This is a genomic window from Treponema zioleckii (assembly GCF_014737315.1).
GTDB classification, from domain to species: domain Bacteria; phylum Spirochaetota; class Spirochaetia; order Treponematales; family Treponemataceae; genus Treponema_D; species Treponema_D zioleckii.
The window spans coordinates 38,885-61,925 of the sequence record NZ_JPUF01000012.1 but is presented as its reverse complement, the minus strand read 5'-3'; the positions used below and the strand labels follow the sequence as shown (position 1 = coordinate 61,925).

At 43.5% G+C, this 23,041-nt stretch carries 26 protein-coding genes and 1 pseudogene; 8 read left to right on the top strand and 19 right to left on the bottom strand.

Translation table 11 applies throughout. The features are described 5' to 3' along the window. The first annotated feature begins 123 nt into the window (after positions 1-123). Complete coding sequence (locus tag JI65_RS04900) at positions 124-270, top strand: shikimate kinase (RefSeq protein WP_191014265.1); 147 nt, start codon at positions 124-126, stop codon at positions 268-270. 31 nt (positions 271-301) lie between these two features. Next, positions 302-697, top strand: a complete 396-nt coding sequence (locus JI65_RS04895; RefSeq protein ID WP_191014269.1) for a shikimate kinase — start codon at positions 302-304, stop codon at positions 695-697. A 20-nt stretch (positions 698-717) separates the two neighbouring features. On the opposite strand, the gene JI65_RS04890 is transcribed toward JI65_RS04895, so the two are convergent. The 4 genes from JI65_RS04890 to JI65_RS04875 form a co-directional block, all read right to left on the bottom strand. After that, positions 718-1,254 (bottom strand): FKBP-type peptidyl-prolyl cis-trans isomerase, encoded by a 537-nt coding sequence (locus JI65_RS04890; protein ID WP_191014264.1) that lies wholly within the window; start codon positions 1,252-1,254, stop codon positions 718-720. Positions 1,255-1,392: 138 nt separating this feature from the next. Then, positions 1,393-1,929: a GNAT family N-acetyltransferase gene (locus JI65_RS04885; protein ID WP_191014263.1), complete on the bottom strand. Its 537-nt coding sequence runs from the start codon at positions 1,927-1,929 to the stop codon at positions 1,393-1,395. A gap of 186 nt (positions 1,930-2,115) precedes the next feature. Next, on the bottom strand, positions 2,116-2,601 hold the full coding sequence (locus JI65_RS04880) for a hypothetical protein (RefSeq protein WP_191014262.1): 486 nt from the start codon (positions 2,599-2,601) through the stop codon (positions 2,116-2,118). 127 nt (positions 2,602-2,728) lie between these two features. Beyond that, complete coding sequence (locus tag JI65_RS04875; RefSeq protein WP_191014261.1) at positions 2,729-3,013, bottom strand: helix-turn-helix domain-containing protein; 285 nt, start codon at positions 3,011-3,013, stop codon at positions 2,729-2,731. 250 nt (positions 3,014-3,263) lie between these two features. Here JI65_RS04875 and JI65_RS04870 point away from each other — a divergent pair, with 250 nt between their 5' ends. Both JI65_RS04870 and JI65_RS04865 read left to right on the top strand, forming a co-directional pair. Further along, positions 3,264-3,761 carry a CFI-box-CTERM domain-containing protein gene (locus JI65_RS04870; protein ID WP_191014260.1) on the top strand — a complete coding sequence of 166 codons (498 nt, stop codon included), beginning with the start codon at positions 3,264-3,266 and terminating at the stop codon, positions 3,759-3,761. Positions 3,762-3,881: 120 nt separating this feature from the next. Then, positions 3,882-4,049: a hypothetical protein gene (locus JI65_RS04865; protein ID WP_191014259.1), complete on the top strand. Its 168-nt coding sequence runs from the start codon at positions 3,882-3,884 to the stop codon at positions 4,047-4,049. A 49-nt stretch (positions 4,050-4,098) separates the two neighbouring features. Here the strand turns inward: JI65_RS04865 and JI65_RS04860 are convergent, their stop codons facing one another. From JI65_RS04860 to hypB, 8 genes are all read right to left on the bottom strand, one after another. Continuing rightward, on the bottom strand, positions 4,099-5,262 hold the full coding sequence (locus JI65_RS04860) for a glycerate kinase family protein (RefSeq protein ID WP_191014258.1): 1,164 nt from the start codon (positions 5,260-5,262) through the stop codon (positions 4,099-4,101). A 23-nt stretch (positions 5,263-5,285) separates the two neighbouring features. Continuing rightward, positions 5,286-6,674: a GntP family permease gene (locus tag JI65_RS04855; protein WP_191014257.1), complete on the bottom strand. Its 1,389-nt coding sequence runs from the start codon at positions 6,672-6,674 to the stop codon at positions 5,286-5,288. 135 nt (positions 6,675-6,809) lie between these two features. Next, positions 6,810-7,955, bottom strand: coding sequence for a CdaR family transcriptional regulator (locus JI65_RS04850; protein ID WP_197971901.1), 1,146 nt, complete (start codon positions 7,953-7,955; stop codon positions 6,810-6,812). A 48-nt stretch (positions 7,956-8,003) separates the two neighbouring features. Continuing rightward, positions 8,004-8,342: a MarR family winged helix-turn-helix transcriptional regulator gene (locus JI65_RS04845; protein ID WP_191014256.1), complete on the bottom strand. Its 339-nt coding sequence runs from the start codon at positions 8,340-8,342 to the stop codon at positions 8,004-8,006. 169 nt (positions 8,343-8,511) lie between these two features. Next, positions 8,512-9,588, bottom strand: a complete 1,077-nt coding sequence (locus JI65_RS04840) for a DUF5692 family protein (RefSeq protein WP_191014255.1) — start codon at positions 9,586-9,588, stop codon at positions 8,512-8,514. A gap of 229 nt (positions 9,589-9,817) precedes the next feature. Continuing rightward, positions 9,818-10,162: a hydrogenase maturation nickel metallochaperone HypA gene (locus JI65_RS04835; RefSeq protein ID WP_191014254.1), complete on the bottom strand. Its 345-nt coding sequence runs from the start codon at positions 10,160-10,162 to the stop codon at positions 9,818-9,820. After that, positions 10,162-12,888 carry an FAD-dependent oxidoreductase gene (locus tag JI65_RS04830; RefSeq protein ID WP_191014253.1) on the bottom strand — a complete coding sequence of 909 codons (2,727 nt, stop codon included), beginning with the start codon at positions 12,886-12,888 and terminating at the stop codon, positions 10,162-10,164. The genes JI65_RS04835 and JI65_RS04830 overlap by 1 nt, the downstream gene beginning before the upstream one ends. 55 nt (positions 12,889-12,943) lie before the next feature. Then, entirely contained in the window at positions 12,944-13,612 is a 669-nt protein-coding gene (hypB, locus tag JI65_RS04825; protein WP_191014252.1) for a hydrogenase nickel incorporation protein HypB, read from the bottom strand. A gap of 226 nt (positions 13,613-13,838) precedes the next feature. On the opposite strand from hypB, the gene JI65_RS04820 reads away from it, so the two are divergent. The 3 genes and pseudogenes from JI65_RS04820 (at position 13,839) to JI65_RS04810 (ending at position 14,552) form a co-directional block, all read left to right on the top strand. Continuing rightward, on the top strand, positions 13,839-14,324 hold the full coding sequence (locus JI65_RS04820) for a tetratricopeptide repeat protein (RefSeq protein ID WP_191014251.1): 486 nt from the start codon (positions 13,839-13,841) through the stop codon (positions 14,322-14,324). 15 nt (positions 14,325-14,339) lie between these two features. Further along, positions 14,340-14,420, top strand: a pseudogene (locus JI65_RS17745) (SEL1-like repeat protein); the annotation flags it as partial. A 21-nt stretch (positions 14,421-14,441) separates the two neighbouring features. Next, complete coding sequence (locus tag JI65_RS04810) at positions 14,442-14,552, top strand: SEL1-like repeat protein (RefSeq protein ID WP_277950584.1); 111 nt, start codon at positions 14,442-14,444, stop codon at positions 14,550-14,552. A 20-nt stretch (positions 14,553-14,572) separates the two neighbouring features. Here JI65_RS04810 and JI65_RS04805 read toward each other — a convergent pair whose 3' ends face one another. The 5 genes from JI65_RS04805 to JI65_RS04785 all read right to left on the bottom strand — a co-directional run bounded on the left by JI65_RS04805 (position 14,573) and on the right by JI65_RS04785 (position 19,523). Further along, positions 14,573-15,865: an ATP-binding protein gene (locus JI65_RS04805; RefSeq protein ID WP_191014249.1), complete on the bottom strand. Its 1,293-nt coding sequence runs from the start codon at positions 15,863-15,865 to the stop codon at positions 14,573-14,575. 344 nt (positions 15,866-16,209) lie between these two features. Further along, on the bottom strand, positions 16,210-16,650 hold the full coding sequence (locus JI65_RS04800) for an XAC2610-related protein (protein WP_191014248.1): 441 nt from the start codon (positions 16,648-16,650) through the stop codon (positions 16,210-16,212). A gap of 196 nt (positions 16,651-16,846) precedes the next feature. Then, complete coding sequence (rpsU, locus tag JI65_RS04795) at positions 16,847-17,053, bottom strand: 30S ribosomal protein S21 (protein ID WP_191014247.1); 207 nt, start codon at positions 17,051-17,053, stop codon at positions 16,847-16,849. Between the two features lie 81 nt (positions 17,054-17,134). After that, a complete protein-coding gene (locus JI65_RS04790; protein WP_191014246.1) occupies positions 17,135-18,265 on the bottom strand; it encodes a D-alanine--D-alanine ligase family protein in 1,131 nt (376 codons plus the stop codon). Between the two features lie 79 nt (positions 18,266-18,344). Continuing rightward, on the bottom strand, positions 18,345-19,523 hold the full coding sequence (locus JI65_RS04785) for an NAD(P)-dependent malic enzyme (protein WP_191014245.1): 1,179 nt from the start codon (positions 19,521-19,523) through the stop codon (positions 18,345-18,347). A gap of 192 nt (positions 19,524-19,715) precedes the next feature. On the opposite strand from JI65_RS04785, the gene JI65_RS04780 reads away from it, so the two are divergent. Beyond that, positions 19,716-20,486 (top strand): hypothetical protein, encoded by a 771-nt coding sequence (locus JI65_RS04780; RefSeq protein ID WP_191014244.1) that lies wholly within the window; start codon positions 19,716-19,718, stop codon positions 20,484-20,486. 52 nt (positions 20,487-20,538) lie between these two features. Here the strand turns inward: JI65_RS04780 and JI65_RS04775 are convergent, their stop codons facing one another. Continuing rightward, positions 20,539-21,303 (bottom strand): TrmH family RNA methyltransferase, encoded by a 765-nt coding sequence (locus JI65_RS04775; RefSeq protein ID WP_191014243.1) that lies wholly within the window; start codon positions 21,301-21,303, stop codon positions 20,539-20,541. Positions 21,304-21,428: 125 nt separating this feature from the next. Then, on the bottom strand, positions 21,429-22,967 hold the full coding sequence (locus tag JI65_RS04770; RefSeq protein ID WP_191014242.1) for an extracellular solute-binding protein: 1,539 nt from the start codon (positions 22,965-22,967) through the stop codon (positions 21,429-21,431). Positions 22,968-23,041 lie beyond the last annotated feature (74 nt).

The window sequence follows — 23,041 nt, the reverse complement described above, 5'->3', positions numbered from 1 at the left end:
ACTTAATGGGCATTTTTAAAGACTTTCAACCAGGAACTGCGGAAAAATCTTGCAAAACAAGTTTTTCGAGCTACCCAACTTAAGTTTTTAGAATCCGCAAAAATCTAAAAAACGGAACGAAGCATGAAATCAAATGAAATTTTAATTTTGATGGGAATAAAACACTGCGGAAAATCAACACAAGGAAAGCTTTTGGCAAATCATTTTGACTGCAATTTTTTTGACACTGACGACGTGATTTTGGAGCTGACAAAAAAAAACCCGACGTGAAATTTATTCGCGAAGCGGCAAAGACGCTTTTATGAAGGCCGAAAAAGATGCCTGCGCACACCTTCAAAAAAAGATTTCAAAAAAAGCCGTAATCGCCACGGGAGGCGGAATTTGCAACAATTCCGAGGCAATCAAAATCCTAAAAGAAATGGGCACGCTGATTTTTTTGAATTCCGACGAAACTACCGCGTGCGACAGAATTATAAAAGAAATCGTAATCGAGCAAGACGGAATTTTACAGAATCTTCCTGCATATATCGCAAAGGAAAACCCAAAATCGATAAACGAAGTTCGGGAGTCGTTCCACAAGTTTTATGCAGAACGACAAAAACTTTACAAGTCGATTTGCGACATTGAGGTTGCCTTAAAACCTGTTTCCAAACAGGAAAACACAGCCTTGATTTTGGCAAGCCTCAAAAACGCATAAAACGGACGGGGAGTTTTTACTTACTCTCCGCAGCCACTGCAACCGCCGCATCCGCCGCCACAACTGCCGCCGCATGAACCACCGCAATCGCAACTTGACTCAAACTGGCTGAGTTCTTCCTCGCTCGGATCACGAACGTCAACAACTTCAATATCAAAGAAAAGCTCTTTTCCCGCAAGTTCGTGATTTCCGTCAACAGTAATCTGGTCATCGGTCACTTTTGTAACACGAACCATGAACGGTCCTGTAGGTGTCTGCGCCTCAAAAGTGTCGCCAACTTCAATCGGCTTTGCAACTTCAAATTGCTTGCGTGGCACTTCCTGAACGAGCGAATCATCATACTCGCCATATCCTTCTTTTGGCTCAACGACAACCTTAAATTTTTCGCCAGCGGCTTTGCCTTCAATCTGTCGCTCAAGCCCCGGAATCAACGAACCAACTCCGTGCATATATTCAAGAGGTCCCTGCTCACGAGAAGTGTCAATCAAATTTCCATCTTTATCAGTTAATGTGTAATGGATTTTTACCATTTTTTGCGCTGCAATTGTATTCGGCATTTGAGTCTCCTATCTTGGAAATGATTTTTTGGTACGGTGGGGTGTGCTAAAAGAATACTAAAAGATTCGATTTTAGGGAACAAGGAGAAACGCAAAAAGTTGCTTTTACGCTTCCCTAAATCCACAGAATGAAAATTATTAGAATGACGAAAGGTCGATTTTCGTGCAGAAATTCTCGTCGGTCTCGCCGTAAACGACACCACCGTTTTTCTGCATTACGCGGAGCGAAGCGGGATTGTCTTTGTGGCAAAAAAGAAGAGCCTCGCTGTCGGCGGTAAGTTTTTTGAGTTCCTTTAGTGCGAGGGAAAGACCGATTGTAGCGTAGCCTTTTCCGCGGAACTCAGGGCGAAGACCATAACCGATGTGACCGCCTGTAACGTTCCGCAAAAAGTCGTTCAGAATCGGGCGCACGCGGAACATTCCTGCGATTTCGCCGTCAATCCAAAGAAGATAATTCGTCTGCGGAACCCAGCCTTCCGGCAAATCTTTTCCTTCGCTCAGCTTGATTTTTGAAGGCACGTAAACGTTCAAAAAATCTTCCCAGCTGATTCCAAAATCGGTGTTCGTAAAACCGTTTTCGTCTGGCGGAAGCGTCCTTATGTAATCCCATTCTTTTTTAAGAAGCTCAGGATTTTCAAAGTCAAACTTTTTTAATTCAATTTTTTTCTCATCCATTTTTATCTCCCTTTTTTTATATGAACTTGTTGAACAACCCAACAAAAATTGGACGCGAAGCGCGGACAATAAGACCAAACCTCAAAGCTGCCACTGTGCTTTTCGCAGCAACTTTGAAGCACCCGCAAGCTCTCCACCAACGCGCAAGTTAAATTTTTATCAAAAAGCTAACTCTTCGCGTTTCCTTTAGAACCAGAGTCTTACGCCAATATCAATCGGAAAGTTGAAGAAATGAGTTCCGATTCCGTTGCCAACAAAAAGCATCGGTTGCCAGGCCGCCTGAGCGTAAAGCTCAAGAACGTCGTTCAAAAGTAAAACGTTCGTTCCGATTAGGATTCTTCCGCCCACCCCCAGAGCCGCGCTGCTGTCTCCGTCATCGCCGTTAACATAAAAAGCCCCGGCAGCACCGAAACCATAATACCACTTCCAAAAGTCTTTTATCGTTGGGTTTTCCATCCACCAGTCAGCCGTAACACCGATTGCAAAAGGGTCAAACGAGGGAATAGCCACCGCGAACACGCAGGGAAGCTGGTCAAGCTTGAACGTAATCGCTCCACCACTGTGGAATCCGCTACCAACGACAGGCCCCGCCTGAATACCGATTCCGAGCGCAAAAGTTTTTGTAGTGGCAATTCCCAAAATCAACATTAAAGCCAAAAAGATTTTTTTCATAGAAACTCCTTGTTTGTGGCAGTTAATTCAAAAATCTTAGGTTAATTGAAAGAAAAATTCTAGGGAATTTTCCGACTAGAGGAGGGGGAGGGGTATTACGTTCATACCGAATTTCTCGGCATAAATATTAAAGGTTTCTCACAAGCACACAACCACTGAATTGCTCTCGTACAACTTCCTCAATCGATTCTATCAGATTTTGTTGCAACGTTTCGCCGTCAATCAGCGAAAAGCCATTCTTGTCGAACAAATCCAATGCGTCAACATTAAGTGCAAGTGCAATTTTTTCGAGCATTTGAAGCGAAGGAAAATTCTTTCCGACCTCAATGAGAGCAATGTAATTTGCCGCAGTGCCTGCCTTCTCTGCAAGGGCCGCTTGCGAAAGACCTTCCTTTTTGCGATAGAATTTCATATTTTTTGACAGGCACTTCTGTAAGTTATTCATCTAAAAATACCAAATTGACAATTATATTTACTTCCTATTTTATATACCCTAGAACTATTGACAATTAAATATAACATGGGTAAATTCAGATAAAATACATAATTGATAGATATGTAATTATATACCGATGCGCTCGGTGAGCGCGAAATGAAAAAACAAACTTCAATTTTTTTTTGAATAATGCATTGAATTTATAAATTAAAAACAGGAGGTTCTTATGAACTGCGATTGGTGTGGGGATGGTATTCCCGAAGGTTCTACAGCAAGAAATTTTCACATTTATGATAAGGACAAGAAATTTATCTATTATTCAATTTTTTGCTCAGGAAAATGTAAAAGTGATTGGATAAATTCCGACTGTCCCGACATTGCCATTCATAAAGCAAAAAGAGGTTCTTGCTTTATTACCACTGCTACAATCAAATCTCGAAATCTTCCTGACAATTGCCACGAACTAGAGGTTTTAAGGAACTTCAGGGATTCTTTTATGAATAAAGATGATTGTATGAAGCGTGAAGTTGAAGAATATTACATCATCGCGCCAAAAATTTGCGCAAATATCGATAAAGAAAAAAATGCTCCTGAAATCTATGAAGAAATTTATCAAAAATGGATAAAACCAGCTGTTGAATCGTGTGAGGCTGGTGATAAAGAAAAAACACACGACATTTATAAATCCATGGTTCTAAAATTGAAGGAGAAATATTTAAATTAAATTAGCATAATTTGAAAACATGAAAAATCATGCTAATGATACATGACACGGTAGGGAAAAGTAAATGCCCCTACCGTGTTTCAAATTCAATTTATCATAAATTGAATTAGAGGTATTTAAATGGATAACAAAGAACTTGTAAAAAAATTAGAAGGATTTGAAGAGGACGCTAAACATAAGATTCCACCATGCGATTTAGAAAGCGGTGATTATGTGCAAATAAAATTAAACAAAGCCGATGCTAGTAAATTAAAAGAGTTACTAAGCGAAGTCATAAGACAGTTGTAATAGTGACGTTCCCAGGATTTTTCCCCCTGGGAGACGTTTTAATCAACTTCTATCGACTTATTCCCATTCCGGTCTTTATGAATTTGAACAATCTTAACGCACCTGCGTAATAGGCTTCTTTTGAATGGGCAAGAGCCTCTTCGAGCGTTATTGTATCAACAACCGTCGGAAGCATGGAGCAGATTCCGTGGTCAAAGATTTTTTCGGCACCTTCGCCCATGCTTCCGACCAAAGCCACGGCAGGAACTCCTGCACGCTTGCAACGATCGCCTACTCCCTGAACAACTTTTCCGAAGCATGACTGCCAGTCCGTGCGACCTTCGCCAGTCACAACCAAATCCACGCCTTTTAACCGCTCGTCAAAATTCGTCAAATCAAGCACGGTCTCGATTCCGCTTTTGAGTTTAGCGTTCAAGAATACGAGCAACGCAGCTCCAAGCCCACCTGCAGCTCCGCTACCCGCAATCTCGTCCGGATTTATGCCGAATTTTTTTATGATCACATCACGATAATTCTGCATTCCTTTTTCGAGACGGTTCTGAATTTCAGGAGTCGCACCTTTCTGCTTTCCGAATGTGTAAGTCGCACCATCTTTTCCGCAAAGCGGATTCGTCACATCGCACATAACTGTGAAAGTCGCATTTTTCACACGAGAATCAAGACCTGTAGTGTCGATTTCAACCAATTTTTCGAGGTCAGAACCACACCCCAAAAGTTCGTTTCCGTCTTTATCGAGAAAGCGAACACCCAAGGCGCGCATACAGCCCATTCCACCGTCATTTGTTGCAGAACCGCCAATAGCAATCGAAATGTTTGAAAATCCTTTGTCGAGAGCGTCGCGCAAAAGTTCGCCGGTGCCAAAAGTCGTCGTGTTGAGAGGATTTCTCTTTTCGGCAGGAACCATCGGCAATCCCGAAGCAACGGCCATTTCCATTATTGCAGATTTTTTGCCAGTTTCGTCCGTGCCAAGATCTCCGTAGTATGCCTCCACGCTTTCCATTAAAGGCCCGTGAACGCCCACCAAGATTTTCTTTCCGTTGCAGGCAGAAATTACAGCATCGGTCGTGCCTTCACCGCCGTCTGCAACAGGAATGCTGGTACATTCAACATTGCTTTCCCCAAAAATCTCGCGAGCAGCCTTTTCAAGCATCAACGCACTTTCTGCGCTTGTAATCGTACCTTTGAACGAATCAGAAGCAAATAACAGTTTCATGAGTTTTTCCAGCCTTAATTTAATTAGTGCAAAAAGATAGAAAGAATAAAGATTTCAAGCATAGCCGCAACACCAAGAACCAGAGTTCCCACAGTCTGAGTCTTGTATCCGCGGTCAGGCGACATTGCACCGAAATTCGTAACAACCCAGAAATAGCTGTCGTTCGCATGAGAAACCGTCATTGCACCCGCACCGATTGCCATACAAGCAAGAACCATGCGAATCGGTGAGCCAAGTCCCAAAACAGGAAGCAAAGGAGCCACGATTCCGGCAGTAGTCGTGAGCGCAACCGTAGAAGAGCCCTGAGCAGACTTCAAGATTGCTGCAAGCAAGAACGGGAAGAAGATTCCCATTGTGCTCAAAACTGTAGCGTGTTCCTTGATGTAGTTAACCATGTCCGAAGAAGCGATTACTTTACCGAGAACGCCACCGGCAGCAGTTACGAACAAAATCGGGCCGACAGTTTTCAAAGTTTCATTTGTAAGTTCATAGAATTTTTCGATTTTTCCGCTCGTCTTGAGCTGAACGATAGCACAAAGAGTACCAACAGCAAGTGCAACAATAGGAGTTCCCAAGAAAGTCAAAAGACTTGCGAATGTGCCGGTCATCTTTGCCATAGCGACAACAGAAGACGCAGCCATCAAAATAATCGGGACAATAATCGGAGCAAGCGCATTGAATCCGTTCGGAAGTTTACCGAAAGCTGCGACAAGTTCTTCATAAGATTTTGTAACCTCGCCCGCATCAGCCTCATCATCAGCCTTAACCTTCTTTCCGATGTAGTTTGCATACAAAACGCCTGCAATAATCGGAAATACAGAACAGACGATACCAAGCAAAATTACCATCAAAAGATTGTCACCGATTCCCAAAGTTGAGGCAGCAGCAATCGGGCCCGGCGTCGGCGGAATAAAACAGTGAGCAATGAACAAACCACTTGAAAGGCCAACCGTCATTGCAACGGAAGATGCACCTGTGCGATGAACGAGAGCCTTGCGAATTGGATTCAAAATAACGAAGCCAGAATCGCAGAAAACAGGAATAGAAACAACCCAGCCCATGAGTTCCATTGCGAGAACAGGACGTTTTTTTCCGACAAGTTTGATTACAATGTCTGCAAGTTTTAGCGCAGCACCTGTCGCCTCAAGAATCGAGCCAATCAACGCACCAAGAATAATTACGATACCGATACTCGAAAATGTTCCCGAAAAACCTGCACCAATAATTCCAGCGATACCCGAAACCTTTTTGCCGTCAATCATTCGGTCTGTAATCGGAATACCCGCAACCAAGCCCAGCAAGAGAGAAATCGACATGATTGCGATAAACGGATGCAGTTTCCATTTGGAAATGGCGACAATCATCAGAACAATCGCCAAAACAAAGACAAGAATCAATGGTAAACCTGTCATAGCAAAGCCCCCTTTGGCACGTCTTCGTGCCTTCTTTTTTATATGACTTAATGTTAAGGGTGAATTTGCAGACACACCATATTCAAAGAAATCAAAATTGAATGGAAAATTTGTTTCAATGATACAATTTTTAAATTATGGATTATCCCGTCTCAGAAGATAACAATAAAATGCCTCAAGAAAGAACCGATTCCCTGCACTTTCCAAAACGTTCAGTCCGAGCGTGTCACGGATTTTTTTTAGGCGGTAAATCAGCGTATTCTTGTGAACGTTAAGTTTTTGCGAGGCAGTCACAAGATTGTAATTTGAAGAAATCAGACTTTCCGCAACTTCGCACAGTTCCTGCAAGAATTTTGAATCCAGCTGTTTTTCAAACACGTTAAAAACTCGCTGAAGCTCGGACTGTGGCATAATGCTCGCAATGAACGCAGGCATACGGTCATAAAAATAAACAATTTTTTCCTGACGGCGCGCCTGCTCTTCTAGCCACTTGCAATGGCGGTAGCTGTAATAATACTGAGAAAACGCCGTCTGAAAACTTCCCACAAAAAAAGCACAGTCCAATTTTGCCGCAGAAATTCGTGCGAGAGGTTCCTTCAAATATGCCTCAATTTCAGTTCGCCACGAGTCAGAAAAACTTTCCGCCACAATCGTTTTGAACACGAGAAAATGTTTTGAATCAAGCACAAAGCTAATATCCTCGCTCGTATGAAGCCTGTTTGCTTTTATCACGCTCAAAACAGACGAAGCGTTCTGCCCCCGGATTTTGCACAAAATCGGAACACGGCACAAATTCTCTGAATATTGCAACTCGGTGGCAAGTGCCCTAAGTTCCCGAACGTCGGCGTGCTCCACCTGCGTCAAAAGACTAAAAAATCTGTCCTTGCGGCTAAAACGAAGCCTGATTTTTTCTTCCTGCCTCTCGAATTTCAGCATCGCCTCAACCGCCATTTTTGTAATAAGTGCAATCGGCTTAACTTCCTCAGGATTTCCGGTGATTCCAACCACGCCCTCACGCTTTCCATCAAGCATAATCACCTGATTTATGCCTGGAAGAACTCCGGGATAGTCGTCCGCATTCGTCGTAACAACAAGTTCCTCGTTTCCATTAACGATTCTGAACGCGACTTCGTGGAACGTTCCGATTCTTTTTGGATCACGGCTCGCGATTATAATGCCGTTCTCGTTCATTATATTTATGTTGTATTCCGTGTACTGAGTAACTTGGTCGATGAATTTACGGGCGAATTCTGCTTCTATCATTGATTCTGATTTTACCACAAATCAATCTTTCCAGTGAAAAAAAACTTTATCAGTATGTTTTTTCTGTCATTTCAGAATCTCCCAGTGACCGTCTTCTGGGGAGCCTTCTCGTTTTATGAATCCTTTTTCTACAAGTGTGGCTAACAGCTTTTCTACCGCTCGGCTTGTTATTCCGATTTTTTCTGAAAGCTTTTTGGCAGAAAGTTTTGGATTTTCTTTTAAAAGTTCAAGAATTATATCCGAACTTTTTTGATTATCTCCGAACTTTTTCTCCGAACTTTTTTCATTTTTACCGAAGTTTTTCACATACTCATCATAATCTGGGTATATCTGTTTTTGAGATCGTTGTTTTCGCCTAAAATTAAGTTGCGGAAAAGAGTTCCAGATAAATCTGATTTTCTTCACATATCCTCTATGGCTCAGATTTTTCTATAACACATTACCGCAATAAAAATCCCAAAACAGCTCCAACACAAGCCGACTTGCAGAAAATTCTGCTTAAAACAAAAAAAACAGCTGGACAACTCTCCGTCATCCAGCTGCGGGATAAAAATATGAAACTATAAGGAGAAGCCTACTCGGCGCGAGCCATAGCTTCTTCGAAGTCTTTTGTGCCAGTCCAAATCTCGTTCGTGTAAGGATTTTTCTTCTGCTGAACAGAACGTTTGATAATCATGGCAAGAACAACAACGTTGATTGCGAGCGCGAGCATTGCTACAACTCCCTGCGGAACCGGGTTCGCCTTGATTCCCGTCGTGGCGATGTCTGCAACCTGTGTCAAATCGAATGCGTTCAGATTCTGAACGTTGTTCGCATAAAGAGAAGGCAAAACTGCGCAATTCTTAATCTGGAAGAGAGGGAAAACCTGGGCGAACATGCACCAGAGTGCGAGCGTATTCGCGCGGTTCTGAATCCAGCCGCCCTTGTTCCAGAAAGCTGCCGCGAATGTTGGAGCAAGAAGAAGCGCAACACCGCAGTACCAAGAATGAGTCGGAAGGTTCGCGTAAGTGTACTGGAAGTTCCAAACGTCGTAAGCGAGGATGAACCAGATTGTCATGTCCGGCCAGAGCATATCCTGATGATGCTTGTCTTTTGAAGAATAGATTCCCCACCAGCCGGTCATACAAAGAATGTTCAAAATACCTGCGATTCCGTTTGCCCAGTTCCACCAACCGCCGTAAAGCCATACGTTCTCGCTTGATTTCCACCAGCGGTCGCCTGTGGCTGCAAGCGCCTGCGAACCTCGGATTGCGCTCTCAAAATCAGATGCAACTGCAATCAAAATGTTGATTCCGACGATAACAAAAGGCCAAGCCTTGAACCAGTGAGCCTTTCCGAGTTTTCCCCATTTGTATTTTAAAACCATGAAGCCGATACAGCCGATATCTGCCGCGTAGAGTTTTGCGTAGTGGAACCAACCGTTCATGTACAAATAAGTCTGATTCTTCAAAGCCCATTCTGCGCCGCCTGCGGCAGCAACAGCAACAACGATAAAGTAAGCCGTGAGCGCGAGCGGAAGAACTACCAAAAGTGCGATTCCGCCAGCCTTAGTCCTGCGAGCGATTTCGTTCGCAAGAATCAAACCAACAAATACGGCCGTCCAGCCCAAAAGCTGCCACAAAGCCGCGTCTCCATAAATTTGAAACAACATTTTTAAACCTCCAAAGCGTGCCTAAAGCTTGCGGTACCAAGTCCGTCAATGGCATTTCGCGTTATTGCCACGATTTCAAAAAACGCCGTAGCACAAACGAATACAAACCAACTGTCATCCCCAACTCGTTTCGGAATCTTTGTTTTGAGATTCTGAGACAAGTTCAGAATGACCAGACATTTACTATTTGTAATAGCACCATATCAGTATCAATCTTGCCCGACAATCCTCAGCACGCTTCAATTTGCTTTATGTTCATTTCGTTCCCAACCTGCAGAACGGTGTTGTCGCTCTTGCAGTGCGGGCACGTTTTTCCGAATTCGACAGTGCGGTACGTTTTTTTGCAATCATTGCAAATTGTTACCGCCTCAATCGGTTCGATTTTCAGTTCGGACTTCTGCATGATTTCTGTCTTTTTGACAGCCCATTTCCAGCAGTCCTGCAAATATTCAGGAACAACGCCGCTAACCTCACCGATTTCAAGTGTCACGCTCTGAATTTCAGAAAGTTTATTTTCCTCGGCAAGATTTTCAAGACGCTTAATTACATGAAAGACAATTCCTAATTCGTGCATTATTTTTCCAGCGAATTGCGGTTCGGATTCAAAAGAATCTTGATTTCCCGCTTCAAGATATTCGGCAGGATTGCCTTGAGCTTGTCCTCGCTCTTAATCATGCGGCTTGCGTTCGGGTGCTCGCGATGCAGGTGAATTGCGTCGAATGCACATTTTGTCGTACAAACGCCGCAGCCAATACACTTGTTTTCGTCAACAACGCTCTGTCCGCAGCTCAAGCAACGTGCAGTTTCCTTTTTAATCTGCTCTTCTGTAAAGCAGACTTTTGTTTCCTTGAACTTACTTCCAACTTCGCTCGCTGTCTTTTTGCCAGGAACCTGACGAGGCGTGTTGTCGTAGCCCTCAACCTTAATATTTGACTTGTCAAGTTCAATGAACTCACGCTTGTCGCGTCCGATTGTCATGCTTGAATGCGGCTGAACGAATCTGTGGATTGAAACAGCAGCCTTTTTGCCGGCCGCAATCGCATCAATCGCGAATTTCGGGCCGGTGTAAACGTCGCCGCCCGCAAAAATATCAGGCTCGGCAGTCTGATAGGTAAGTCCGTCCGCAACAACGCCGTTTCCGCGCCCAAGCTGAACTTTTGTGTCTTTGAGCATGTCGCCCCAAACAATCGCCTGACCAATCGAAAGGAACACATTTTCGCACTCAATGGTCATCGTGTCGTTTTCATCATATTTCGGGTTGAATCTGCCAGTTTCGTCTTTTACAGAAACGCATTTTTTGAACACGATTCCTTTTACTTTTCCGTTTTCGGTCAAAATCTCTTTCGGGCCCCATCCGCAGTTGATTTTGATTCCTTCTTCTTCGGCTTCCTCAATTTCTTCAAGAGTTGCAGGCATTTCTTTTCGCTGCTCCAGGCAGAATTGCTGAACGTCAGTTCCGCCGCATCGCCATGCAGTACGGCTCACGTCGATGGCAACGTTTCCGCCGCCCACAACCACGGTTCTTCCGTTCACTTTGTAATTCTGGTCATCTGCAACGGTTCGCAGGAAGTCTACCGCAGTCATAACGCCCTCAGCCTCCTCTCCGGAGATTCCGGCCTTGCGTCCGCCCTGGCATCCGATTGCAATGTAGAAAGCCTTGTAGCCCTGTTCCCGGAGCTGGGAAATCGTAACGTCCTTTCCCACTTCAATTCCAGTTTTGATTTCAACGCCCATTTCCTTCATCACGTCGATTTCTGCCTGGACGACATCCTTTTCGAGCTTGAAGCTTGGAATTCCGTAAACGAGCATACCTCCGGCAACCTTGTTTTTCTCGAAAACAGTCGGGCGATAACCTTTTTCCGCCAAGTAAAACGCGCACGAAAGTCCAGCCGGGCCTCCGCCGATAATCGCGATTTTCTGCGCAAACTCGCCCCTGTTCGAAGGAATAACTTTTTTTGGGATAAACCGTGTCGAAGAGTCCAAATCTTTCTGAGCGATGAATTTCTTTACTTCGTCAATGGCAATCGCTTCGTCAATCGTTCCACGGGTACATGCCGACTCGCACCGCTTGTTGCAGATTCGTCCGCAAACCGCCGGGAACGGATTTTCTTTCTTGATGAGGGCAAGGGCTTCCGTGTAGCGGCCTTCGCTCGCCATTTTCAAATAACCCTGAATTCCGATGTGGGCAGGGCAGGCAGTCTTGCACGGTGCAGTTCCGGTTGAATAGCAGTTCGTACGGTTCGTGTTTCTGTAATCAACATCCCAGTTTTTCTCGCTCCATTTGTGGTTGTCCGGCAGAATGTGCTTAGGATATTCAACCTTGCTTCCGTCTTTTTTGCAGAGTTTCTGACCAAGCTTAACAGCCCCGGCCGGGCAATACTCAACGCATCGGCCGCAGGCAACACATTTATCTGCCTCAACGCGGGCAACATAAGCCGAGCGGGAAAGATTCGGGGTGTTGAAAAGCTGACTCGTTCGGAGCGCGTAGCAGACGTTCACGTTGCAGTTACAGATGGCAAAAATCTTGTTCTCGCCGTCAATATTCGTAATCTGGTGAACAAATCCGTTGTCCTCGGCGTGCTTCAGGATTTCCATGACTTTTTCGCGGGTAACGTAATGACCGCGTTTAGTCTCCACGAGATAATCAGCCATATCGCCAACGCCAATACACCAATCTTCCGGGTCATCGGCACAGCCTTCATCAAAAGTGCGTCGGCTCAAACGGCACGAGCAAGGAGAAGCCGCGTATTTTCCGTCGTATTTGTCGAGCCAGTGAGAAATGTGCTCAACTGAAACGCTCTGATTCTCGGCTTCAATCGCCTTTTCCACAGGAATAACGTGCATTCCGATTCCGGCACCGCCCTCCGGAACCATCGGAGTAACTTTTGTAAGCGGCTCAAAACTCATTCGCTCAAAGAATTTTCCGAGCTTCGGGTGCGCTTCAAGCTGCTTCTGATTCATGTTTGTAAATTCCGCGCTTCCAGGAACGAACATCGGCAAAATGTACTGTTTTTCGCGTTTCGGGTTTTCCCAGTTGTATTCAATAAGACCGGCCATCGCCATGTCCATAAGGAGCTTTTCGAGATATTTTTCGTCCTTTCCGGTTCGCTTTGCAATCTGCGGGAGCGTAATTGGCTTTCGCACGTCCATTTTGAGCGCAACTTCTGCCATTTCGTCGGTTACGATTTCGTTCAATCCCCAGTATTCCGGGTCATTTTCGTTTATTTTTCGCCCAAGCCGGTCCGTAATCTTCTGACCAAGCTGCAAAATAAGTGGTCTGACTGTTTCTTTTTCTGCCATTTTTTTTGTACCTCTAAAAATTGTCATTTTGACTTCGCTAAATGACCGTTTTGTTTTACTGATTATGAATGCTCACTTCGCCCAAAAGCCAGTCCGTCCAGTCTTTAACGCCTTCGCCAGTCTTCGCGCTAATCGGGAAGATTTTTACGTTCTTGTTGAGCTTACCAACGTATTCGCGAAGTTTTTCCATATCAAAATCAAAATACGGCATAACGTCAATTTTGTTGATGATGAGAGCGTCAACCTTGCTGAACATGAGCGGATACTTTAACGGCTTGTCGTGTCCTTCCGGAACAGAAAGAATCATAACGTTCTTTGCAGCCCCCGTGTCAAACTCGGCAGGGCAAATAAGATTTCCAACATTTTCCAGAACGACCAAATCCAAATCGTCGTATTTAAGTTCGTTTAAGCCTTGCTCGGTCATTGCCGCATCCAAATGACACATTCCGCCAGTGTGCAGCTGAATCGACTTGACTCCAGCTCTAGCCATCGTTTCAGCATCCACACTTGAATCAATATCAGCTTCCATGATTCCGATTTTAATTCTGTCTTTTAGGGATTCGACTGTGCGCAGCAATGTAGTAGTCTTTCCGCTACCCGGTGACGACATAAGATTCATCAGGAACGTTTTCTTTGACTTGAGTTTGTCGCGCAAAACCTGAGCCTCTTTGTCGTTGTCGGCAAGAATGTTTTCCTTAACTTCGATAACGCGAATATCAGACATATTTTCCGCCTTTTTTATAAAGTCACCCTGAAAGGGCAATTTGCCAACAATTTCAAGGATTTTAAGATTTTCTTTCACATTGATAGTATCACTATCACATAAAAAATGATAGCAGAAATTCTAAAAAAAATGTTACAAGCCGAATGGCGGGCAGGGAAGGGTATGCTTTTTTACAAGTTGACAATTACCTTGAAAACACGCCGCTAAAAGTACTAGAATGCGTTCCATGAAAAAATCTTTTATTTTTAATCTTTTTATTATTTTTGTAGTGTGTCTCACACTGAAATTTGGTTTTACTAAAAAACGAACGTCTCGGCAAATCAAGGAAGCAAATCAATTTTTTGAATTGGACGTAAATTACGAAGACCTTCCAGAAAATGTTGAATCTGCCGCAAAAGACAATAATCCTATCGTTCAACACAATTTGGGCTGTTTGTATTACATAGAAGAGAACTACTCCAAAGCACGAAAGTATTTTACAAAGGCCGCCGAGCATGGACTTGAAGAATCGGCATACAATCTGGGATTAATTTATTGCAGGGGAGACGGCACAAAGCAGAATTATACAAAAGCCTTCAAGTGGTTTGAAAAAGCTCCGAATATTGGAGCCGCCCAACATTTTCTTGGCATGCTGTATGAAGACGGAATAGGCGTAAAGCAAGATTTGAAAAAAGCCGTAACTTGTTACGAAGAGGCCATACAGCTAGGCTGAAGGGAAGCGAAAAACAACCTGGGACTGTGTTATTTTAACGGATGGGGCGTAAAAAAAGATTACAAAACCGCCTTCGAAATATTTTCCGAAGCCGCCGAAGAAAATGACTCAGCCGCCATGCGAAAACTTGCCAGCATGTACGAACAAGGCCTCGGAACTGAAAAAGATAGGGCAAAGGCAAATGAACTTTACAAAAAAGCCGCCTCGATTGGCTACAGCCATTACTAAAAACAAAGCAGAAAACTCCGTCACTCAAAAGTGCAGACAGCATAAAGAGGGATATTCACCATCCATTCCTGTTTTTTGTAAGGAAGAAGAGAGAAGCGTACAGAAAGAGGCGGCTTATATTTGTCATAAAATGCTTTGAGACTTTGCGAGCGCACATTCGTTTCTGCTTTAACCTCAATCGGAACTACATCCGTCTCCTTTTGAATCAAAAAATCCTGCTCAAAAGTCGCGCTTTCGCTTCCATAGTAATATGGAACATACGGGGTCTGCGAACGAAGTTCCTGCTGAACAAACTGCTCGGTAATCGCCCCTTTGAATTCAACAAAAAGCGAATTTCCGTTTATGATTGTCTTCGCCGGAACTTCACTCATCGCGCACAAAAGCCCCACGTCAATCACGAAAAGTTTGTATGCGGAAAAATCCTTATAAGCAGAAAGCGGGATGTGAGGCTCATTAACGCGGCTCACTTTTTGGACAAGCCCGCTGTCACAAAGCCACTGAATCGCCACCTCAAATTCGCTGCTTCTTGCCCCATGCTTGATTTTACCGAAGAAGAATTTTTTATTTTCCTTTGCAAGCTGCATCGGAATGGAATCCCAAACCATGTTGATTCTCGGAAGTTCCCGTTCGCCTGCGTGCTTACCGAAATCCCCCCTGTACTGAGCGATGATTGTATTCTGAATAGAACGGGCTTTATTGTAATCAGAATCTTTCCTGAACGATTCAACAACTTCGGGCATTCCGCCAACAAAATAATAATTCTTCAAATGGAAAATATATTTTTGCGCAAAGTTGTCTATTAAATCAAAATCTTTCGTAAGAAGGGCATCGCTCAAAGGTTTTTCATCAACTGCATACAGATATTCCCTAAAACTCAGCGGATAAAGATTGAGCAAATCGACTTTTCCGACAGGATACGAAATACCTTGATGCAATGCCACGCCCAACAGAGAACCAGCCGCAATTATATGATATTCGCTCGCCTCTTCGCAGAAATATTTTAATGACTCGAATGCTTTCGGTGCGTTCTGAATCTCATCGAAAATAATCAGAGTGTCTTCGCTTGTAATGTTAAAACCGACCTGAATGCTAAGTGCCGGAAGAATCCGTTTCACATCATAATCCGCATCAAAAAGATTCTTCATAGCCGAATTATTATAAAACGAAATGTACGCCGTCTTTTTGTAAAAAAGCCTCCCGAATTCTTTCATCACCCAGGTCTTTCCGACCTGCCTAGCCCCCATAAGAACAAGCGGCTTACGAGATGGGCTTTCTTTCCATTCTTTTAATTTTTCGACTATGAATCTTTGCATATTTACAAGAATACATTTTTTCGGGCCTAAAAACAACGAATTCTTACATTTTTTCAGACCTAAAATGCAGGAAAATTTACATTTTTTAAGGGCTGGGAAATAAAAAAAAATGGCATCCTATATTTCAGGACACCATTTGCAAACAACCGCTATTATCGGCGTGGATTAATACCGAATTACATATGCCCGAATTTTCGAAGCATATTTTCAAATTCCTGCTTTGAAACTTCGTTTTTACCGTTACCGGAATCTTTATAATACTTTACTTTTCCATTTGGACTACTTCCATCATATACCGTAGATTTTCCGTATCTGACAGAACCGCAGTCATAATTGTTATAACTTTATATTTTCTTGAATTTTCTTCCATCCCATTTGTATTTTGTAGAAGTTACGGCAGAGCCCATAGAATTAGAACTTGACGAACTCGTAATGGTTCCATCTCCATGAATTTCTAGATTATAAAACTCTTCAGGGTTTTCAAACTTTTTTTCCTTTGGGTTATATATATAAAGATGATAACAGCTCCCCATAGAACCACTGCCCAATGGGCAATACCCTTTTATATCTAAATACCCATCATTGTTTGCGTCTACTAAAGTGAAACTAGAATCCCCATCAGGATCGAAAATCTGTTTAAACTCCCCGTTCCCAGCAGGAATAGAAAGCGAAATTCCATTGTTTTCGTCTGTAAAAGTTAAGTCGATATCATCCAAATCAATATCATCCGCAAAACCTAGTGACAACACAAAAGTCATGGCCAGCAACATCAATATTTTTTTCATTCAAACTCCTTTAAGCTCCGAGAGCCACAAAAAATAGATAATCCTAAAAAATCAAAACGAGCGAAGCGTAGTTTGATTTTTTTGGGCGGTCTTATCAACCGTCCAAATGGTATACCATTTGGATTTTTACGCAGCAAAAAAATAAAGCCCCCGAAAATCGGGAGCTTTTCGCAAATCTAAGATTTAAGTTTTAGGACTAGTAATCTTTTCTTTCTGCCTTGCGTCTCTTGTTCAACTGTTTGCGCTCAAGAGTTGTTTTCTTCTGGTGAAGAGTAGCAGATGGTTTTACGAAATATTCACGCTTTTTGAATTCGCGGATAATTCCTTCTTTTTCAACCATGCGTTTAAAACGTTTAATTGCTTTTTCGAGATTCTCTGAATCATCAACTACAATAGTTGCCATAGTGTTTTCATCTCCTTGCATTCGGTGATTCCGTAAAAGCCCTATAAGTTTACAGAATTTTCATTTCTTCTTCAATAGAATTTATCTCGAAGTCTGCAAATTTCTTGTCGCCTTAAAACGCGCAACGGCTTCGTTCATTAAAAGCGTTGTGAGAGAAGTAAAATCCAGGCCGAATTTTCCGCACATTTTAGGGAACATGCTTATTGAGGTAAATCCCGGCATCGTGTTGATTTCGTTCAGGTAGATGTAGCCGTCGTCTTTATCGATAAAAAAGTCAACTCGGCTCAATCCGCACAAATCCAACGCCGCAAAAGCTTTCTTTGCAAGCACGCGAACGCCTTCAAGTTTGTCTTCCGGCAAAGCCGCAGGAATCAAAAGATCCGCGCCGTCTGGGTCGTTGTATTTAGCGTCGTAATCGTAGAATTCGTGCTTTGGAGCAATTTCTCCCGGACCATAGGCGGTAAGCTTTTCAAAATCATTTTTGCCGTCGTAAGTCGTAGGATTTCCGGTTACGGAACACTCAATTTCGCGAGCGTTAATCGCCTTCTCAATCAAAATCTTGTCGTCCCATTTGAACGCCTCAATAATCGCACCGTTCAAGTGCCTCAAATCAGCGGCACGAGTCGCACCGTCGCTAGAACCAGCCGAACACGGTTTTACGAACATCGGGAATCCGAGTTTTTCCTGAGCCTCCTCAAGAATCTCGTCGTATCGATTTGAATCTGCCAAATCCGAACGGCGAACGCAAATTCCAGGAACTACAGGAATGCCCGCCTGAGCGAGAGCAGCCTTTGTCTTTTCTTTGTCCATCGTAATTGCGCTTGCAAGGGTAGAGCAGCCAACATAAGGAACATCGACCATCTCAAAAAGTCCCTGAATCGTTCCGTCCTCGCCATAAGTTCCGTGCAGAACCGGAAACACAACGTCAACGCCCAAAGTCTCGTTTCCAACCTTAAAAGTGCGCTCCGTGCCGCCTGCAGGAACCACGCAAACCTCTTTAGACGCATCTTCCTTAATCTCAAAGTGAGCCTTCTCATCATTTTTGATTCTCAAAAGCTCGCCAGAATCCTGAAGATACCATTTTCCGCTTTTTGTAATCGCAATCAAAACAATTTCGTTTGATGAATCAATGTTTCGGGCAACTGCCGCCGCAGAAACCAGCGAAATTTCATGCTCGCCAGATTTTCCGCCGTAAATCAATGCTACTTTCATATTTTTCCTTCTTATGCGGGAACCTCTAAAAACTTCAATTTTTAGAGATGCCCATATTTAAAATCGTCATTCCGAATTTTTAAATTCTTGCAAGTCCCGACCGACGAGCCTCATCCGCAACAGCTTTTGCAACGACTTTCGCAACGCGCTCGTCAAATGCCGAAGGAATAATCATGTCAGGCGAAAGTTCCTCAGCCGAAACGAGAGATGCAAGGCCTTTTGCAGCCGCAATCTTCATTTCCTCAGTGATTTTGCTCGCACGACAGTCCAAAGCGCCTCTAAAAAGTCCAGGGAACGCAAGGATGTTGTTTATCTGGTTCGGATAGTCAGACCGACCGGTGCCAATAATATACGCGCCAGCCGCCTTTGCCTTTTCGTAAGTGATTTCTGGCTCCGGGTTCGCCATTGCAAAAAGAATCGACTTTGGTGCCATTGATTTTACCATTTCCTCGCTAACGAGATTCGGTGCAGAAACGCCAACAAAAATGTCCGCACCCACCATGGCTTCCTTCAAAGTCATTCGCTTGTTGTCAGGATTCGTGATTTCGGTGAGTTCCTTTGTCAAAAAGTCGTATTTTTCATAATCATCTTTTATCACGATTCCGTTGATGTTGAATCCGTAGATTTTTCCGATTCCGAACTTGTGCAGCATACGAATTATCGAAGAACCAGCCGCGCCTGTTCCAGAAACTACCAGCGTACAGTCCTCAGGTCGCTTTCCTGCAACTTTGAGCGCATTAATAATTGCCGCGGTAACAACAATCGCCGTTCCGTGCTGGTCATCATGGAAAACAGGAATGTCCAACTCTTTGATGAGCGTGCGCTCAATTTCCACGCATCTTGGGGCAGAAATGTCTTCCAGATTGATTCCGCCAAAAGTCGGGGCAATCTGCTTGCAGAATTCTATGATTTTCTGAGGATCTTTCGTGTCAATGCATAGAGGAACCGCATCAAGACCTGCGAACCGTTTAAAAAGAACGCACTTTCCTTCCATTACAGGAAGTCCCGCCGCAGGGCCAATGTCTCCAAGCCCCAAAACAGCTGTTCCGTCCGAAACGACCGCAATCGTGTTTCCCTTCCAAGTGTATTTGTAAACATCGTCCGGGTTCTTGTGAATCTGACGGCAAGGTTCAGCAACGCCCGGCGTATAAGCGAGCGAGAGGTCGTCCCGTGTTTCAAGAGGCATTTTCAATTCCGTTGAAATTTTGCCTGTCCATTCAGCATGTTTTTCAAGTGCTTTTTCGTAAATCGTACCCATAATTCAAGAGTATAGCGTAAATCACAACTCGAATGGAATATAAACGGACCAAAATACAAATAGCGAAAATTTGTAAAATTCAGAGCAAAAAGGATTGAATATGTCAAAAAGTGTGCAATTTTTGTTTGTGGACAATACCGAACAAAGTTATATAATGTTGATATTGTTTTTTTCTATTAAGGAGTATTTTTAATGAGCGCACTATCAAATCTAAAAAACAGATCATTCTCACGTATGCTGTTTGCAATCGGTATGGCAGTTGCATTTATTGGATTTGTAATTCCAACTTTTTATGTAACTCCAAAAGCCGAAATAGAATCAACTGAGGACGAAGGAGAATTGGACTTCCTTAGCGGACTCGACCTCGCAGACGACACTGTTTCTGGTGACACACTTTCTTCAGACGCAAACCCTTTTGAAGGAGCAGACGAAGCTAATGCCGATGTAAATCCATTCGCAGCTGCTGACGAGTCAAATGCAGATGCAAATCCGTTCGCAGGTGCCGAAGAACCAAATGCTGATGTAAACCCATTTGCAGCTACAGAGGAATCAACTGCAGAAGCAGCAGGCGGCACAGATGAAGCTCCAGCCGATAGCGCAGCTCAGAAAAGCCAGCTCAAAAACATTTTTACAGCAGCAACTTTCTTCAATAATTATACAATAACATCTGAAGACGGTGATGAAATCAATACTGCTTACAACGCAACTTTCATCGTTCTCATGTGGTTGGCAACACTCGCAGGCCTTATCGTTTTCTTCGTTTGCAACACTTATGTTGTAGATATCATTGTATGGGCACTCGGAACATGTTTCGGAATCGCTTCCGCAATCACAATTCCAATGACGCTCCACGTAACACCAATCTTCGGCTACTTCTCAGTCGGCGGATATTTCGTTCTGATTGGTTGGCTCGTTGCCCTCGCAGGAATCGTACTCGAATCAAAAGAAGCTCACAACAAATAAATAGATTTTAACAAAAAGGCTGCTTTCTTAATTGGAAGCAGCCTTTTTTATTTTAAACTGTCAATTTTCTACATTCGTAAAGAACAATCGAAGCAGCCTGCGCGACATTCAGACTTTCAATTTCCTGTTCTTCGCCTCCAAAAGGAATAATAATAAGTTCATCACAATTCTCTTTTACCTCGCGGGAAATTCCATGTTCCTCGTTTCCGAGAATGATTAAAACAGGCTTTTTGTCGCTGAGTTTTTCGATGTCGCTCACAGGTGTTTTAGCATCAACAGCAGTTCCAAAACGTTTCATTTTGCCTTTCATAGAAGTGAGCAATTTTGTGATTGATTTTATTGAATAAACGTTCACATATTCCATTCCGCCCTGGGCAACGCGGTACGAGCTGGTCGTAATCGAACTCTGAGCCTCGTCCAGCGGAATAATGATATTTTTAAAGCCAAAAAAAGCCGCGCTTCGCACAATCGCCCCCAGATTGTTTGCGTTGCCAACTCTGTCGAGCAAAAGTGCCGACTGATGCGTATGGAGCCATTCATCGGTAATGTCAGTCGTAAGTGGCGGAATTTCAGGCTGTTCTATCATCGCCACAACCCCCTGATGATGCACGGTTCCACTGAGTTTCTCAAGTTCCTCAGATTCAACCATGTTATAAGGCACTTTTCGGCTCGCAAGCTCCTTGAACAATCCCGAAAAAGCTTTCTTCCGTTCGTCAGTATAATAAAATCTGCGGATTTTATTTGAACTTTTCTTTACCAATGCAGATACGGCCGCAATTCCGCACACAGCCAATTCATTTGTGAATTTGTTTTTCATAGCATGTTCCTTCATCAAAACAATGTAATATCAGGCATCTCAAGACACCTTTAAAATCGAACTTTAAAAATAGCAAAAAAAAGGCCTGACGTAAAGTCAGGCCCATATCAGTCAGTTAAAGCAGACTAGCGTACCAAGCGATTTGCTTTTGCAAATGCGATACCGTCTTTCTCCCACTGAGCACCACCCTGTGCATCGAATTCTTTAATGAATTTCTGCCAGTTAGCTTTGTCAAGTTTGCGTGTTCCAGTCATGAACTCTGTTACACCCTGGTTGTACAAACGCTCAACGTCAGTTGTTGGTTTTGGCATTTTGTCCTGTCCAGGAGCATAAGTCCAGTTGTATTTCTGCATCTCGCGAAGAGTTGTAAGAGCAGACATTGTTTTTCCAGATACTGCAGTCTTGTATGTTGGGTAGCGAGCAGCCAACTCAATGTTGCTGTTGTAGTATACCATGTTGCGGAGCTGTGTGAGTGGCTGGTTCTCTGATTTAGAGAATCCCTTTGATGGATCAGCAAGACCTTCTACAGTTGGAACACCCTGTGCGTTCAAAACGTAGTTAACGTTCTTCTGTCCCCATCCGAGGAGGTAGTATCCTTCCTCAGAAGACATCCATTCAAGGAGTTTAGCGATAGCTGCTTTCTTAGAAGCAGATTTTTTAGCTACACAGTAAATACGATAAGCCTGTGAGTATGTACCAGCTGAAGACAATCCTTTTGGTCCCTTCGGTGGTGCAATTACCTGCCAGCTTCCGTTAGGGAAGTTCTTGTCAAATGGAGCATAGTTAGACTCAGAAGCATAAGCTGCATTCTGTTCACGCATAATTCCGAAGCGTCCCTGTTTCCAAGCACCACGGAAGTCATCTTTCTTGTATGAGAGCCAGTTTGGATCGATTACTTTTGCATCAACAATGCTCTTCATATACTGCATTGCTTCAAAGTACTCTGGTTTGTGGATGTTAAGACCAGCAGTCTTAGCAGAAGAGAGGTTCCAAGTTCCAGCTACACCAAATGCACCGAAGATTGGGTCAAAGCGGCGTCCGAGACCTTCGTTTGGAGCAGATGTTTCAAGGTATCCACCGTATCCGTATGTATCAGCCTTTCCGTTTCCGTCTGGGTCATTGTTTGTGAAAGCTTTCATTACATCGAGGAACTCAGCTGTAGTTGTTGGAACCTGTTTTCCAACTTTCTTCAACCAGTCTGTTCGGATAAGAACACCCTCGTTTTTGATTACTGAACCTGGCTGAGCCAAACCGTATGAATGTTTTCCAACTGTTGTGAATGCGATAGCATCTTTTGAGTACAAAGTCTTTGTGCGGTTAGGCATCATTTTGTACATATCATCAACTTCAGCAAGCAACTTCTGTTTTACAAGGTTGTCAAATACAGCTGAAGAAACCATGAAGATATCAGGAAGTTTATTAGCTGCACCTGCGGCGTTGATTTTTGTGTTCTGGTCACCTTCAGCAGAAGGGAGAGCAGTAGCTTTCAAATTTACATCACATTTCTGTTTGATAATGTTGTAACCAACCCAGTTGTCTGGGAGTGGACCAGCTTCTGTTACGGCAGCACCGTACCAAAGCTCTACATCAGTAGCTGCTAAAGCTGGAGCAGCAACAGCGAGAGACAACGCTGCAACTCCAAGAGTTTTAAGCACTTTTTTCATTTTTTTTCCTCCTTAAAATGAAAAATAAGAATGAAAAGTTTCTAATTTATGCTGCCGCAAAAGCGACAGCAGTA

Bases quoted from the DNA above. Each gene is read 5' to 3' on its own strand.
- JI65_RS04900 (WP_191014265.1), top strand. From the start codon at position 124: ATGAAATCAAATGAAATTTTAATTTTGATGGGAATAAAACACTGCGGA.
- JI65_RS04895 (WP_191014269.1), top strand. From the start codon at position 302: ATGAAGGCCGAAAAAGATGCCTGCGCACACCTTCAAAAAAAGATTTCA.
- JI65_RS04890 (WP_191014264.1), bottom strand. From the start codon at position 1,254: ATGCCGAATACAATTGCAGCGCAAAAAATGGTAAAAATCCATTACACA.
- JI65_RS04885 (WP_191014263.1), bottom strand. From the start codon at position 1,929: ATGGATGAGAAAAAAATTGAATTAAAAAAGTTTGACTTTGAAAATCCT.
- JI65_RS04880 (WP_191014262.1), bottom strand. From the start codon at position 2,601: ATGAAAAAAATCTTTTTGGCTTTAATGTTGATTTTGGGAATTGCCACT.
- JI65_RS04875 (WP_191014261.1), bottom strand. From the start codon at position 3,013: ATGAAATTCTATCGCAAAAAGGAAGGTCTTTCGCAAGCGGCCCTTGCA.
- JI65_RS04870 (WP_191014260.1), top strand. From the start codon at position 3,264: ATGAACTGCGATTGGTGTGGGGATGGTATTCCCGAAGGTTCTACAGCA.
- JI65_RS04865 (WP_191014259.1), top strand. From the start codon at position 3,882: ATGGATAACAAAGAACTTGTAAAAAAATTAGAAGGATTTGAAGAGGAC.
- JI65_RS04860 (WP_191014258.1), bottom strand. From the start codon at position 5,262: ATGAAACTGTTATTTGCTTCTGATTCGTTCAAAGGTACGATTACAAGC.
- JI65_RS04855 (WP_191014257.1), bottom strand. From the start codon at position 6,674: ATGACAGGTTTACCATTGATTCTTGTCTTTGTTTTGGCGATTGTTCTG.
- JI65_RS04840 (WP_191014255.1), bottom strand. From the start codon at position 9,588: ATGTTGTTTCAAATTTATGGAGACGCGGCTTTGTGGCAGCTTTTGGGC.
- JI65_RS04835 (WP_191014254.1), bottom strand. From the start codon at position 10,162: ATGCACGAATTAGGAATTGTCTTTCATGTAATTAAGCGTCTTGAAAAT.
- JI65_RS04830 (WP_191014253.1), bottom strand. From the start codon at position 12,888: ATGGCAGAAAAAGAAACAGTCAGACCACTTATTTTGCAGCTTGGTCAG.
- hypB (WP_191014252.1), bottom strand. From the start codon at position 13,612: ATGTCTGATATTCGCGTTATCGAAGTTAAGGAAAACATTCTTGCCGAC.
- JI65_RS04820 (WP_191014251.1), top strand. From the start codon at position 13,839: ATGAAAAAATCTTTTATTTTTAATCTTTTTATTATTTTTGTAGTGTGT.
- JI65_RS04810 (WP_277950584.1), top strand. From the start codon at position 14,442: ATGCGAAAACTTGCCAGCATGTACGAACAAGGCCTCGGAACTGAAAAA.
- JI65_RS04805 (WP_191014249.1), bottom strand. From the start codon at position 15,865: ATGCAAAGATTCATAGTCGAAAAATTAAAAGAATGGAAAGAAAGCCCA.
- JI65_RS04800 (WP_191014248.1), bottom strand. From the start codon at position 16,650: ATGAAAAAAATATTGATGTTGCTGGCCATGACTTTTGTGTTGTCACTA.
- rpsU (WP_191014247.1), bottom strand. From the start codon at position 17,053: ATGGCAACTATTGTAGTTGATGATTCAGAGAATCTCGAAAAAGCAATT.
- JI65_RS04790 (WP_191014246.1), bottom strand. From the start codon at position 18,265: ATGAAAGTAGCATTGATTTACGGCGGAAAATCTGGCGAGCATGAAATT.
- JI65_RS04785 (WP_191014245.1), bottom strand. From the start codon at position 19,523: ATGGGTACGATTTACGAAAAAGCACTTGAAAAACATGCTGAATGGACA.
- JI65_RS04780 (WP_191014244.1), top strand. From the start codon at position 19,716: ATGAGCGCACTATCAAATCTAAAAAACAGATCATTCTCACGTATGCTG.
- JI65_RS04775 (WP_191014243.1), bottom strand. From the start codon at position 21,303: ATGAAAAACAAATTCACAAATGAATTGGCTGTGTGCGGAATTGCGGCC.
- JI65_RS04770 (WP_191014242.1), bottom strand. From the start codon at position 22,967: ATGAAAAAAGTGCTTAAAACTCTTGGAGTTGCAGCGTTGTCTCTCGCT.